General features: G+C 32.5%; 18 protein-coding genes. All 18 read left to right on the top strand.

The window, feature by feature from the left end:
• Window positions 1-252 precede the first annotated feature (252 nt).
• The 18 genes from BM211_RS11790 to BM211_RS11700 all read left to right on the top strand — a co-directional run bounded on the left by BM211_RS11790 (window position 253) and on the right by BM211_RS11700 (window position 13044).
• Window positions 253-624: a hypothetical protein gene (locus tag BM211_RS11790; protein ID WP_090997436.1), complete on the top strand. Its 372-nt coding sequence runs from the start codon at window positions 253-255 to the stop codon at window positions 622-624.
• Window positions 625-1006: 382 nt separating this feature from the next.
• The gene (locus BM211_RS11785) at window positions 1007-1297 is read left to right on the top strand and encodes a hypothetical protein (protein WP_218160800.1); all 291 of its coding nucleotides are present in this window, start codon (window positions 1007-1009) and stop codon (window positions 1295-1297) included.
• Window positions 1298-1434: 137 nt separating this feature from the next.
• Window positions 1435-1851, top strand: coding sequence for a tetratricopeptide repeat protein (locus BM211_RS11780; protein ID WP_090997429.1), 417 nt, complete (start codon window positions 1435-1437; stop codon window positions 1849-1851).
• Window positions 1852-1856: 5 nt separating this feature from the next.
• A complete protein-coding gene (locus BM211_RS11775; protein WP_256217083.1) occupies window positions 1857-2285 on the top strand; it encodes a hypothetical protein in 429 nt (142 codons plus the stop codon).
• 177 nt (window positions 2286-2462) lie between these two features.
• The gene (locus BM211_RS11770) at window positions 2463-2819 is read left to right on the top strand and encodes a hypothetical protein (RefSeq protein ID WP_090997423.1); all 357 of its coding nucleotides are present in this window, start codon (window positions 2463-2465) and stop codon (window positions 2817-2819) included.
• A 344-nt stretch (window positions 2820-3163) separates the two neighbouring features.
• Window positions 3164-3616, top strand: a complete 453-nt coding sequence (locus BM211_RS11765) for a YrhA family protein (RefSeq protein WP_090997420.1) — start codon at window positions 3164-3166, stop codon at window positions 3614-3616.
• A gap of 464 nt (window positions 3617-4080) precedes the next feature.
• Window positions 4081-4338 (top strand): hypothetical protein, encoded by a 258-nt coding sequence (locus BM211_RS11760; RefSeq protein ID WP_090997417.1) that lies wholly within the window; start codon window positions 4081-4083, stop codon window positions 4336-4338.
• A 221-nt stretch (window positions 4339-4559) separates the two neighbouring features.
• A complete protein-coding gene (locus BM211_RS11750) occupies window positions 4560-4868 on the top strand; it encodes a hypothetical protein (protein WP_090997415.1) in 309 nt (102 codons plus the stop codon).
• Window positions 4869-5085: 217 nt separating this feature from the next.
• Window positions 5086-5343, top strand: a complete 258-nt coding sequence (locus BM211_RS11745) for a hypothetical protein (protein WP_090997677.1) — start codon at window positions 5086-5088, stop codon at window positions 5341-5343.
• A 392-nt stretch (window positions 5344-5735) separates the two neighbouring features.
• On the top strand, window positions 5736-6293 hold the full coding sequence (locus BM211_RS11740) for a suppressor of fused domain protein (protein ID WP_090997412.1): 558 nt from the start codon (window positions 5736-5738) through the stop codon (window positions 6291-6293).
• 589 nt (window positions 6294-6882) lie between these two features.
• A complete protein-coding gene (locus tag BM211_RS11735) occupies window positions 6883-7911 on the top strand; it encodes a hypothetical protein (protein ID WP_090997409.1) in 1029 nt (342 codons plus the stop codon).
• A gap of 458 nt (window positions 7912-8369) precedes the next feature.
• A complete protein-coding gene (locus BM211_RS11730) occupies window positions 8370-8774 on the top strand; it encodes a PH domain-containing protein (RefSeq protein ID WP_090997406.1) in 405 nt (134 codons plus the stop codon).
• A 67-nt stretch (window positions 8775-8841) separates the two neighbouring features.
• A complete protein-coding gene (locus BM211_RS11725) occupies window positions 8842-9264 on the top strand; it encodes a hypothetical protein (RefSeq protein WP_090997403.1) in 423 nt (140 codons plus the stop codon).
• A 242-nt stretch (window positions 9265-9506) separates the two neighbouring features.
• On the top strand, window positions 9507-10448 hold the full coding sequence (locus BM211_RS11720; RefSeq protein ID WP_090997401.1) for a DUF7018 domain-containing (lipo)protein: 942 nt from the start codon (window positions 9507-9509) through the stop codon (window positions 10446-10448).
• A gap of 32 nt (window positions 10449-10480) precedes the next feature.
• Window positions 10481-11020, top strand: a complete 540-nt coding sequence (locus BM211_RS11715) for a DUF7018 domain-containing (lipo)protein (RefSeq protein ID WP_035437883.1) — start codon at window positions 10481-10483, stop codon at window positions 11018-11020.
• 40 nt (window positions 11021-11060) lie between these two features.
• Window positions 11061-12035: a DUF7018 domain-containing (lipo)protein gene (locus tag BM211_RS11710; RefSeq protein ID WP_035437882.1), complete on the top strand. Its 975-nt coding sequence runs from the start codon at window positions 11061-11063 to the stop codon at window positions 12033-12035.
• An 18-nt stretch (window positions 12036-12053) separates the two neighbouring features.
• Window positions 12054-12242 (top strand): hypothetical protein, encoded by a 189-nt coding sequence (locus tag BM211_RS11705; RefSeq protein ID WP_035437880.1) that lies wholly within the window; start codon window positions 12054-12056, stop codon window positions 12240-12242.
• A 67-nt stretch (window positions 12243-12309) separates the two neighbouring features.
• Window positions 12310-13044, top strand: coding sequence for a DUF975 family protein (locus tag BM211_RS11700; RefSeq protein ID WP_090997398.1), 735 nt, complete (start codon window positions 12310-12312; stop codon window positions 13042-13044).
• The last annotated feature ends 321 nt before the right edge of the window (window positions 13045-13365 follow it).

The following is a 13365-nucleotide window of genomic DNA, read 5'->3' as shown; positions in this document are numbered from 1 at the left end:
ATAAACGCTATAAAATAACCGTAATAATCAAAATACTGTAAATATTACGGATTGAATTATGTTTAAATACAAGAATTAGATGCATAATTTCAGTTCGGTAGTAAGTTTGATAACTACAATAAAAAAACGTATTTTTACAACAATAAATATGTATCAAAAGTGATAGTAAAGAGGCAAGAGTTTTTGGAAGATGTTACATGATAAAACTGTACAAGAAATGAATCCTGTAGAATAAGGAAAGGGGGATTTATAGTGAGATATGAGGCGTTAGTTAAGGAGATAGACTCATGTATTGAGGAAGAAATTGTAGTGAAAATTAAAGATATTGAATTAACCGGCTTTGCAAATATTTTTCCATATGAGATAAAAATCGGGGGAATCTACCCTGTGGAATTAAGTCTTTGGTTTCTAGATGATTTTGCAATTGATATACAAGATAGTCAAGAAAAGCAAATTACAAAGCTAGGTGAAGGCTTTAAATATGAGTTTAAAGGCTTACTTACTTCAGATGGGATGTTTGATATAGGAATACGAATTGAAGATGAGATTTTAGAGGATTATGAATACCTATATGGGAAATATATTAAGTTAATAGTTGATAGAATAAATATAGAATTTCTATAATGTGTAAAATTCAAATGCTATATTTAAAAGCAAAAAGGTAAATTATAATGATTACAGTTCGAAACTATTGAAAAGAACTTAAAATAAAGATAAACCGAATCAGGAATAAAGTGATCCCATAAAGTTAGACCGGTTATTTCACTAGGAAACTTTTTGGGGATGGTCCCGGTATTGTACCAATCAATCATGGTTACCCGAATCTCGGATAAGAGATGATATAAAAATGCAGGGGATTTACCTGGAAATGTAAAAACACCTGATGGAGTACCGGTTTGGAGAGAATACAAGGTTGTTAGGGTTGACGAAATAAAACCTGTAACGATTTTTTCAGATACTGCACAACCATAACTTAATAGGCGGTGAGAAAGTGTTAATTGATTGTGTGAAAGAAGTAATTAGTGAAAGGGTGTCAATAGATCCAGAAGATTGCTTTAGAATAGAGCATTGTTGGAATAAGCTCACAAACTTATTGAGTGAAGATACTCAAAAAACAATCGAAGTTCTTAAAGAATTAGATGAAGAGCAGGTTCTTTATGTAAGTGAAGTGTTTGAAGATATAGCTTATAATTTGCAAAGTCAAGATTACATTAATGAACTTGAAAAACTAGAAAAAAAATTTCCTAATCTAAATCTTGCATCTTTTGTAGAGACGGCTAAAGATTTCATGAATTAAAACAAGTATTCGTAAGGGGATTTTTGTGTGAACCTGATAATTATTACCTAGAGCACAAAAATATTAATCGCTCGGAAGATGGTAAAAGGACTGAAATCTATTTACCGCCAGAATGGGTTGAAAAAAGGAGGATAATTATGGAACTTTCAAATGAAGCTTATGAAAAAATACAACTACTATGTTCGGAAGGAGATACCTTAGTAGAACAAAACTTGTTTGATCAGGCAATTGCTAGGTATCTAGATGCATTGTTCTTGGTTCCTGAACCTAAAACTGATTGGGATACAAGTACTTGGATTTATACTGCTTTAGGTGATACTTGCTATTTAAAAGTAGATTATACACAGGCGGTGGAGTATTTTTATGAAGCATTGAATTGCCCAGAAGGTATAACAAATCCGTTTATACTCTTGAGACTTGGCGAAAGTTTCACTGAGTTAGGTGAAAAGGATAAAGCAAAAGAATATTTACTAAGGGCTTATATGCTTGAAGGATATGGGATTTTTTATGATGAAGATGATAAATATTTAGATGTAATTAAAAACGAAATTTAGGAGTGATGAAGTTGGCTTATGTACCTGGGGAACAAGGAGCCTATATTGAAAAATTAATGGATCGATCTAATGATGAATGGGATAAAAACAATTTCGAGAAGAGCATTTTGCTTTTAGAAGAAGCATGGGAGGAGATTCCTGAAGATAAAAATATTTATGATGAGAGTTTTTTAATTGTATGGGGGATTTTAGAAATCTCAATTCAAATAGGTGATTATGATAGACTTAGGCACTGGGTAGATAGAATATTTACAGCTGACCCTGAAAGAGGAGATTTTGGAGAAAGGGAAATGTGGGCGGGGAGAGTGGCTTATGAACTTGGAGAATTTTCTAAAGCGAAAAAGTATATTGAAATTGCCGTTACGAAGTCAAGAGGTAAATGTTTTAGCTCAAAGGATGATGGGAAATATTTAAAATTTTATAAAGAGAATTGATTGTTTTTACATCGGTTTTCTATGGATTGGAGCCCATTTTGATAAAAGTATCATTTATGATACTGGTAACTCAACTAGTTGAAGTAGAAGAGGACTTATAAGTGGAAATATATATCATGGAAATCTAATTGCTGGAGATAGATTACATAACTAGAAATCACTAAAGAGGTTATGATTATGAGAAAATATGTTAAGTTAGAGGTTCCTGAAGTAAATATTCATCCCTTGAGAATAACAGAAGGATGGAAAGTGAACTATAACAATTTTTTTGAAATAGATCCACGAAATTTGGAACCTGATGACGATTGCTGGTTTATGTTTACTGAGAGTTTGTTGCAGCTTTATCATGAGAAATCATCGATCACATTGGATCTCGGGTGGAATCTTGATATTTCCCCTGATGGTAATTACCTAGTTTGGATTATAAAAAACATGGACTGGGAAAACCCTATTCACGAATTTACATCTGATAACTATAAAAAAGTTATTGAATATATTGAATTTCATTTGAAACAAATTACATTTACATGGTGAAAATATAATTGTTATTGGCTGCAGTGATAAAGATATAAAACGACTATCTTACTATTTAATTTATATTTGGATACGAGAATGACAAAACCTGTGGTACTAGATGAAGGAAGACATAGGTACATAAGGCAAGTTAACAAAAAATAAATAAAGGATTTATGTATGGGGTAACAAGAACGATGGTTCCATGAAATTCATAATTCATGACGCTTGTACCATCATGGAGTTTTGTTTTAATACTAAGATAGTATAACAGGTACGAGAATTAGGCGAGATGAAATTTCATTATTCAAGTTTTATCATTATCTTATAAATATTTGGCAGTTTTTGAGAAAGAAGGTCTTGATTTGTGGAAAAATATGGTTTTAGAAATCGAAAAAATAGAGAAAAGCTTCAATGGTAAACTGAATACACCTGCAACAGATACTGAAGTTCAGAGGTTGAGAGAACGTGTGAAAGAGAATTTTAATGTTGATTTACCGAGTGAATACGAAGAGTTTCTTAAAACTGTAAATGGTTTAGATTTTGATGGACTGGTACTTTACGGAGTTGATCCTTCTTTACTAGAAACAGAAAGAGATGAACAAATTTGCGGACTTATAGAAACAAATGAGATTTGGTATGAAAATGAATTTCAAAAAGAGTATCTTTTCCTTGGAGATTCAAATATAGCATGGTTTTGTAAAAACTTATCTGATGGTACGTATCTAGAACTTGACAAACCATCTGGTACAGTGATGGAAACATATGATGATTGTAATACAATGCTTGAAGAAGCATTAAAAGTAACTCTTCTTTAAATGAAGGGATAGAAGCGCTGATGTCTCTTCCTTCTTGTTGCGAATACATACTGATACCGTCCAGCAACAACCATTGCGTATGCCCTACGATATTCAGATAACACTTCTTATCGCCTTAGTAAACCAACATGGCTAGCCTCTCTTCGGTACCAGCTATCGTCCGTTGTCTGTCGATCAACATAGAACACGGCCTATGCACGATAGATTTCGAAGGTAAATACATCATTTCCGTGTTTAATTTTCACATGATACAACTATAAAATCGGGTAGTCCCTGAAAAATGCCTGATATATCATTTATCAGCGCTTTTTTCGATATATCGGCGACTCGACACAACTTATCGGCGCTTTTTTCAATATATCGGCGATTCGACACAATATAAAGACCGTTCGACCACGTTCGACATGCGAGTAGCCCAGCCACCGACACTCCATGATAAAGGATAAAAATAAAGGAGATAAACCATGGCAATTCATATCACAATGAATAAAGAATTTGAAGATGAAGAAATAGTTGTTTATCAGTTCTATCCGTCAGAATATCCAGATAAAGTTGGGAAAATGTACTTTCATAAAAAAGAGCAGATGTTTCATGAAATAGATCCTGTTCCAGTAAAATCAGTTGCAACAAGCGAACATTACTTTTATTGTGCATGTTCTAGAATAGTAATATGCCTTAGAAAGGGTGGGAGATTTTTAGAAGAAATGACGTACGGAGTATAGTCAAATAAACGAGTGTATAAAAAGCTGGAAAAATTCAATTTAATAAACTAGAAAAAAATCCATAGAATTAGAAGCAGCTAAAGGTGAAGGTGCAAATTACTATTTTCTTAAAGCTGTTGGTGCTGTGCAAAAATATGTTAGAAACGTATCAAACTTAGATGAATTTCCTGAATTTCTATTTTCACAGTCATAAAATTTTTAATTAAGGAGTGTTTGGAACAGTGGGAAGATATCCACTGATTGCAATAATCAAAGAGAATGAGAATAAAGCAAATGTAATTTACAGTTTTGGTCCAGATATTCATTCTTGTGAGAGATATCCACAACTTTATAGGAGATGGAGTTTTAAAGTTTTAAAGAATGAAACTAACCCCGATGAAGCATTTGTTTTACCGAATGATATGCCTAAGGAACATATTTCCTTATTATATAAATGTATTCATAAAGTATATGTTCACGTAAAAGAAAATGGTGGCATGGAAAATATGAATAATATAGAATTTCCAGAATACCTTGAGTTTATCGTATAAACTTTATAAACATAAGCTACTAAAAGAACTGGCGATGAATACAAGTAGTGAATATTTAGTAGAAATATTAAATGACCGTGGTATCGCAGATGTATTAATAGTAATAGAGAGAATATCGGTAAGTAAGTATGAAGAAATAAGAGAATCGACTTCTGATATTAAAGCTATAGCTAAAAATACTGGAATACATGAAAGACATATAAGGAGGCCTTTATATATGGCGGTATGTTTAGTAATGACGAAAGAACTTGAAGATGAAGAGATAGTTGTTTATCAATATTATCCCTCTGAATCACCCGATAAAGTCGGAAAACTGTATTTTAATAAAAAGGAAAGAATGTTTTATGATTTAGAACAAGCTTCAGTGAACTCAGAAACAATGAGACAACATTATTTTGATTGTGCATGTACTAGAATTGTCCGATGTCTGAAAAGGAATGAAGGCTTTCCTGATCGCATGGCATATGAAGCATAATAAAGTGAACCAATCGGGCTTTTACGGGCAGTTTATCTCCCACCTAACTTCTTAAGAAAAGCGGAAACGGCCGGAGATTCTAGCCGCTAGAGCTGGACAATGCTTTCGCTGAATTTTGAGGTGGGAGTATTACTGCCCACGAATAGCGGGATAAATATTTTAAAATCTCTTTAGATAAAGCGTTTGCTTAATTAAGGAGTGAATTGAATTGGGAAGATATCCATCAATTATAATAACAAAAGAATTAGACAATAGCGAATATGCAATTTACAGTTTTGGTCCTAGTATTGATATGTGTGATCAATTCCCCGAAATGTACGAAAGATGGAGTTTTAAGATTTTGAAAGATAAGTAAACTAAAAAACGTGATTTTATAGGAGGGGGAGGTTGCTATGAAGAATAGAGCTGAGGCTTTTATAGACGGATTGGAAGAATTATTTGGAAAAGCGGATGTTATTAGGGAAATGAATCTTGAAAATGGAGATGCACCTATCCACGTTTTCTTTTATCGTGATTTACCAGAAACCGGCATGATGACATCTATTACGTATAGGCTATCAGAAGGACATCATCCAGATTGGAAGAATGGGAGACCAGAAATCATTTTAACGCTGGAAACGCAAGATGAAAGTTGGGGATTAGCGACAGCCTATTTTGCATCACAGTTTAAGGGAGAGAAAAGTTTTTCTTACGGTTCGTTGTTTACTTTTGATAAACAGATTTCAGCTGAATCTGAGATGGTAGGATTTTTTGTTTTCGCTCCGGCAACCTTAAGTAAAGATTATGCAGAAATCAAAACATGTGATGGATCAATACATTTAGTGGGTATGTACCCAATTTATAAAGAGGAAATTCAACTATATCAGACGATTGGGTTAAAGAGCTTTTGGCATATGGAAGGGTTTGATCTATATGACACAAAAAGGGAAAATTTAGGATTGGGAATATAAAATGCCGTAATCAAGAATAGTAATTTGCTAATTATATATTTCTAAGTGTGGAAGATTCCTCCTGAATTAATTGATTAGTCATTAATATATAAAGAAATGATGAGTAAGGTAATATAAGTGAATGGTAAAAAAGCCTTTATCGGTGACAATATAATAAAATCTTCAATTAATTAGTAAAAAAATAACCCATAACTATATGAAAAGAATATGTGAAGTGATCTTATTGCCATTAACTTAAGAAATTCTTTATCAAACACCTAAATCAACAGTTTCGCTCCAGTAGGCTTCACCGTCTCTATCGATTTTTATCATAATATCCTCCATTCTGCTGCTATCGCCTCAAACTCACGTTTCAATTAGCTTTTTATGTCCATCTAAAGGTTTTCCTATCGACTTATAATTCTTTCTTCCTATAACCATATATGGATTGAACGGAATTACAAACGTAAGACTTTGTTACCTCCTCAACGAGTATTGTGTAATCCGCTCATAAAAATAGGCTCTATTCTTAAAGAATGCTACTAATGGAGCAACAAATATATTGAAAATCCCACCCAAGATAATAGTATAATCATTGGGGAGGGAGATTATGAAGAAAATAGGGATTGTCATTTGTATCGTTACCTTGTTTATTATTCTATTCATTGGGAGTATAGGCGGCTTTATCTATTTTTTATATAAAAGTCAAAGTAACGATAAAATAGAAACGTACATAAAAAATAAATATGGAATAGATGTAATTGTATCAAGCCGAGGTGCTATTCATGAAGGGAATATGGGTCATACTTGGCATACTGTTCAAGTAAAAAACAACAAAAATATTCAGTTCCGTGTGGAAGTAGATGGGCTGTTTTTTTCATCAATTCTTGGTGATGAATACGAAGATGGGTTACATACTTATGAAGCATATAAATCATTTAAACCGCTTTTAGGACAAATTGGAAAACTAGGGTATGAGCCTGCTCAAGGTGAAAATGTGCTGCAGTATAGAATTGATGAAAGAAGTTCAGTTGATGAAAAGCCAACATCCGAGTTGTTTTTAACACTAAAAACAATTCCAAAACTAGATTTTAGCCAATTTGAAACAAACGAACTAGATCGTTTATTTGCACTCATGCAACTCGTTCAAAAAAACAACCAACTAATCACTGGAATTGAAATATTAGATAACGAAAGTCGTCTTACTGACTTTCGTTTGGAAGACATTCAAAATATTACTACAAAAAAACAACTTTTATTAGTCATGAAAAATAAGTCTGAAGAGTATTGGACGTATCTTATTAGAAAGCAATTGGATGGGAAAACCAATGGTGTTGAAAATGAACATTTAGCATTCAAAGAGATATCTTGTTCCCATGTTGAAGACAGTGATTGTGAGGCTTATGCTGTTACTTTGCAGTTTAGCAATGATATGCTGCAGTTTAAGAAAAACCCGCAGCTGATTGATGATATATATAATGTTTTTTCTTTTTTACAATCTGAAATACCAAATAAAACATTTCGTATGAAATTCCTTAACACAGGAAAAACATCATACCAACGAAATTTTTCCTTTGAATATTTAACCACGAGAGAAAAAGTTGAATTTATCGTGAAAAAATATTTACAAGAAGAATAGTCATGAAAGAGTCGAGTTCTTAATGACTACGAAATTGCCCCATCATATTTTATAAACAAAAATTAAAAATTGTAGTACTTAATGATTCCGTTCACTTAGATTCATTCTTACTAAAACAATTATTTTTAAAATCATAAGAGAATAGATCTGTAATCAACCATTATTATTTCGAATGTATTAATTTGTTAGACCTAGGTAATTATAAATTGAATGAAATCAAAGGCGTACCAGATTTAGACACGCATCGTGTTGGACAAAAAGCATTCATGCTGTCACTATAAAACTTACAAACTTATAGCATTTGCTCATCTACCATAGACAGGCAAGTGCTTTTTTATATTTAAATTGACATGAGGATTTGTGGAATATATGGTAAATATAGTGCTTAATTCTGATTGTTTTAAATATTCAAGGGGAAAATAACCATTTTTTCGTTATAAAAGAGGGGAGAATAAAAGATGTTAACTAACAAAAATGCAGACAAAGTATTCGATAAACTAATGGTAGAAGGTGAGACTTATGTTCATTACTTCTACGTGATGAACATGGCATCTCATTCTCAATACTTAGTTTTTGGCTTGGGTGCACTCGCTTTAAATAAACATTACCTTGTAGGATTCACAAGTAAGAGAATCATACTAATAGAGTTAAGTCCTACAACTGGTGATCCTACTGAAAATATTGTTTATTTAGAATTAGATAAAGTAGAGAAAGTAAGTGTAAAGAGAGGTATGATTAAATCCAATGTCACTATAAAGTTAATAGAGGACAAAGGGGTACTCGAAATGAAGCCGAACAGTTTTACAGTTGGCTTATCAAACCACAAAAAGAGCTTAGTAGAGTTAGAAAAATTGTATGGTTAATGAAAAGTAATGGACGGTGACATCTAAGATTTCTAATTAAACGAATAGGTATGAGAGAGGGATTACATTGTTACCAACAGCATTAGATTATGCAGTTAGAAGTTTATTCTTTGTTCTTCAAACGTTTATTATAGCATTAGCATTAAAATATTGGATTCAAAAAAAATACATAAACGAGTCAGCGTTAATTTGGATATTTACGATCGTGGCAATGATTGGTGTAGTGGTAGTTATATCTTTAAACAAATCTCTAGATTTAACTCAAACAACTTTAGGTATTTTAAGTTTTAGCATGATGCTAAATCAATTTCTTTTTGGATACTACATAATATCATGGGCAATAAAACGTTTTAAAGACTTTAAACTATTTAATAAGATAATTAAATTTGTAAACATAGTGAATGTGGTAATGATAACCATTATTTATATTGGTTACTTATTGTTTTTTGTTTTAAGTTGGTTTGAGTCTAGTTTGAATTCAGGCTTATAGCGGGTTGAATTCTTATTTTTAAGCAATAAAATACAATGGATAATTATAGGTGATAATATCTAAAATTCATTGTTTCATAGAATTTCTCTTTCTTCTGGCAAGTTGCTTTTTTTTAGACGAGACAAGAAATAATCTTGCCTCATGCTCAACTTTACAAGTATAGAAGATTTTTTGACTACGAAATAGGTGAATGATACGATAAATGAGGGTGGGTAATAAAAACAAAAAAGGTAGGTATATCCATGAAGAAAGCAAATAAGTTACTATGTTTTGCAATTCCGTTAATGGTATTAGGGGGTTGCGGAACAAATTCATCAGCAGACAAGCCAAAAGATAAAGTAGAAGCAAAACAAGAAACGAAAGAGAAGTTATCAAAAGACTTATACCCAACACGTATGACTGGTTTATCATCTGAGTTAATGGGTAAAATCGCTACCATAACAGAGTTAGCAATGGATAAGAACAAAGATGAGAAGACGTTAACAAAAGAGATTTTAAAAGAAGAAGAAAACTTACAAAAGATAATCAAGAAGTTCCATCAAATTGAACCACCTAAAGAGTATGCAGACGCTCATAAGACAATCTTAAAAGGGGTAGATTGTTATTCAGAAGCATATGCAAAACAGGCTAAGATTGCAAAAGATGGGTCTACTGATAAAGAAACGGCAAAAGATTTAATGCAAAAGATTAAAGAAGGTAACGATTATATGGTGGAGGGGTATAAACCACTTCAAGAAGCAAATATAGATAAAGCAAACTCCATAAGTGACAAAACAGGAGTAAAGTTTGATACTCCAACTACAAAGTCAGACACGAAAGCAGATAACGGAAGTGAAATTACAATTTCAGAAGAGGGCAGTGAGTGGTATGGTTCTTGGGGTCGTTATGATGGAACTGTATTCCACAAAGCACTAGAGTTTAGAGAAGACCATACATTCACTGGATTTGATGATACAGGTAAAGCTAAGGCATATGAAGACAACCATATGACAGGTGAGTGGTACTACAATGCAGACGAGAAGAAACTGAAGTTATACCCAAAAGAGTTTGTAAAAGACGGTAAGACATACAGTAAAAACGAGATGAGAGGTCTAGTACCATATACAGTTAAGTCATTCACTGGTAACTCATTTGAAATCGTAGATGATAAAGGTACAGCGATAACGGCAGTAAAGAAAAAATAATTTAATATTAAAGTACTAAGAGGTACATATTTATGAATGCAAAGAAACTAGTAATTTTTGTCCTCCCAATTATGCTATTGGGAGGTTGTGGAACAGATTCAACTGACAAAGTAGAAAAGAAATTAGGCTCTAAGATAGAGTCAAAAGAGGAAAAAACAGTAAATTCAACTAGGAAACTAAAAGTTGAAGAATACGCACCTGCTTTAATAGAGCCAATGACTGACGCAACTAAAATTTTTACTGATATTGAAAACCTACTTAAAACAGATAAACCTTATGAAGAGTTTAAGGCAGACCACCAAGTAATGGTGACGTCATTAAATAAAGACTTCAAAAAGATAAAAGAAATCAACCCACCTAATGAATTTGTGGAAGAGCAAAAACAGATGGTTAAAGTAATGGAAACGTATGAAGAAGCATGTAGATTACAAACTGAAGCCTTTTCTGAAAAGAATAAAGAAAAGATGGAATTATCCAAGCAGAAAATGTATGAAGCAGGTAAACTCTCAAAAGAGATAACTACACGAATAGGTGATAGATTAGGAGAAATGGAAAGACAAGGTAAAGGTTAATCTAGAAAATCTAATAAGTCAAACAAAGGGGTATATGTTTATGAAAGCAAAGAAACTGGTAACTTTAGCACTTCCTATTATGTTATTAGGTGGTTGTGGAACAGTAGAGAAACCTTCTAAAGAAGCAAAGACTGAGTCTAAATCAGAGTCAAAAGCAGAAGCAAAAGAGTCTAGTAAAGATGTTCAGAAAGTAAGAGTTTTAGCAGAAGACTACCCTCAATACTTAATAGACTTAGGTAATGAGTTTGAAGCATCATTTAAAACATTAACTACTAATATAAATGATTCTCTTGACGGCAAGAAATCAAAGCAAGACATTCTATCTAGTATAGACAAAGCAAATAAGGTAATCGCTAAGTTTGAGGCAATTGACCCACCTAATAAATATGTAGATACACAAAAGGATATTGAAAAGGCAGTTGTAAAGTATAAGAAATCATTATCTTTGTTAAAAGACGCTTATACAAGAGATAAGTCAAACTCAAATGATAAGAGAACAGACAAGGAAATCGTTGAACAGGCTGAACAGATTTTACATGAAGGTGATAAGTACTGGATTGCAGTCTACAAAGAGATGAAAAACGAAGTAACAAAATCAAAAGGTGGAGGGGTAGAGTCTCAAGACCTAAAAGATTCCACTACAGATGCAGGGGTAGACTACAATGCAGTTAAAAAGAACGTACTAGATGGTACGGAGTTAATTGCTAATTGGGGTGTAACTCGTGATGGTAAGTTTAACCCGTTATTTATCTTAAAAGGCGGGAGTCCTAAGACATTTGAGGTATATACCGCAGGTGATTATCCAAATAAAACAAACTATATCGAAGGTACATGGGAGTACGATAAGTCTAATATGATGTTAAAACTACATATCTCAAAACAAATGGCAAATGGAGTAGTAGCAGAAGTTGTCCATAAAGACATAAACTATAAAGTGCAAAACTACGATACAAAGAGTTTACAATTGTACAATGAGGATTCAAAAGCTATAACTCGATATGTGAAACAAAAGTAGTGCAAGAGGTATGAAAACGTGCTAAAACGTGAGGAAGTACTATCAAGTGAATTAAAGTTAATTATAAAGAAAGCATATCAAGACGGAGAATCTTTCATACCACAAAGAAGTGACGTATCATATAAAGTCCAAAACTTTACAGATAGTAAAATGCAACTATTTGATGGTGATTCTTTCCAAACATACCGTTTTACAAAGCAAAAATAAATGAATGTTGTTAAAAAATACTATTATTATCCATATAATAACAAATTAAAGGAAAGGTGAGGTTAAATTGATCAGTGACTTTAAAAAGGCAGCTTTATCTTCATTAAAAGGTAAATGGGGATTAGGAGCAGGGGCATCGTTTTTATATTATATTATTTCTACTATTGGCACGTTTATTATCGGATTTCCGCTTTTCTTCCTAGGCCTCTTATTCAGTGAAATTATGAATGCTAGTGCTTCCCCTACAGGAGATGAGAGGTTGAATGCAGTAGGTGCTACTTCTTATGTACTTACTTTCGTGATTATATCTCTTGTTTTGATAGGTTTACAAAGCATTATGAGTTATGGATATTGTAATCTTACATTACGTTTAGCGAAAAGAGAATCTACTACAATTGATGATTTGTTTGAGGGATTTCGAAAAAAGAATATATTTAAATCTATAAAGCTAGCTCTGTTAATGAGTGTATACGTATTTTTATGGAGCTTATTGCTGATTGTTCCAGGTATTATAAAATGTTTCTCTTATTCAATGGCTTACTATATTATGTTAGATCATCCAGAATATACGGCGAGCGAAGCGCTTAAAAAGAGCCAAGAAATGATGAAAGGGCACAAATTCGATTTATTTATACTGTCTTTAAGTTTTATCGGATGGTTCATTTTAGGGGCTGTTATTCTATTTTTCACAATTGGTATTCCGTTTCTTTGGATTTATCCATATTACTTTACAACAATATCGCACTTCTACTTGAATTTAGTGAATAGAGATATAGCTATGGAAGAGAAAACAGTTATCTAGAAGGAGAATATGGTTTATTTCGTGCTTCTTCACGATAACAGTACAATTGAAATATCATATAAAAGAGGCTATCCAAAAAAGTGAAACTTTTGGATAGCCTCTTGTTTTGTATGTGCTTAATGAGACGAAAATGTCGGTTTTCTAACTTATATGCATAGAGATTGTGTTTATATAACTCTACTTTTGATTCTCTTTTAATGATAGTGAAAATTTCAAAAAAATATATTGGGCTAGTCTTATTTACTATACAACTTTGCACCTTATTAAATAGGCTATAATGAGTCTTAATATGACTCAAATTAATTAATATAATTAGAAAGG

This window comes from Bacillus sp. 491mf, assembly GCF_900112415.1.
GTDB lineage: Bacteria > Bacillota > Bacilli > Bacillales > Bacillaceae_G > Bacillus_A.
This window is presented reverse-complemented; position numbering and strand designations above follow the sequence as displayed.

Bases quoted from the DNA above. Each gene is read 5' to 3' on its own strand.
- BM211_RS11720 (WP_090997401.1), top strand. From the start codon at position 9,507: ATGAAGAAAGCAAATAAGTTACTATGTTTTGCAATTCCGTTAATGGTA.
- BM211_RS11775 (WP_256217083.1), top strand. From the start codon at position 1,857: ATGAAGTTGGCTTATGTACCTGGGGAACAAGGAGCCTATATTGAAAAA.
- BM211_RS11735 (WP_090997409.1), top strand. From the start codon at position 6,883: ATGAAGAAAATAGGGATTGTCATTTGTATCGTTACCTTGTTTATTATT.
- BM211_RS11740 (WP_090997412.1), top strand. From the start codon at position 5,736: ATGAAGAATAGAGCTGAGGCTTTTATAGACGGATTGGAAGAATTATTT.
- BM211_RS11760 (WP_090997417.1), top strand. From the start codon at position 4,081: ATGGCAATTCATATCACAATGAATAAAGAATTTGAAGATGAAGAAATA.
- BM211_RS11730 (WP_090997406.1), top strand. From the start codon at position 8,370: ATGTTAACTAACAAAAATGCAGACAAAGTATTCGATAAACTAATGGTA.
- BM211_RS11780 (WP_090997429.1), top strand. From the start codon at position 1,435: ATGGAACTTTCAAATGAAGCTTATGAAAAAATACAACTACTATGTTCG.
- BM211_RS11710 (WP_035437882.1), top strand. From the start codon at position 11,061: ATGAAAGCAAAGAAACTGGTAACTTTAGCACTTCCTATTATGTTATTA.
- BM211_RS11745 (WP_090997677.1), top strand. From the start codon at position 5,086: ATGGCGGTATGTTTAGTAATGACGAAAGAACTTGAAGATGAAGAGATA.
- BM211_RS11715 (WP_035437883.1), top strand. From the start codon at position 10,481: ATGAATGCAAAGAAACTAGTAATTTTTGTCCTCCCAATTATGCTATTG.
- BM211_RS11770 (WP_090997423.1), top strand. From the start codon at position 2,463: ATGAGAAAATATGTTAAGTTAGAGGTTCCTGAAGTAAATATTCATCCC.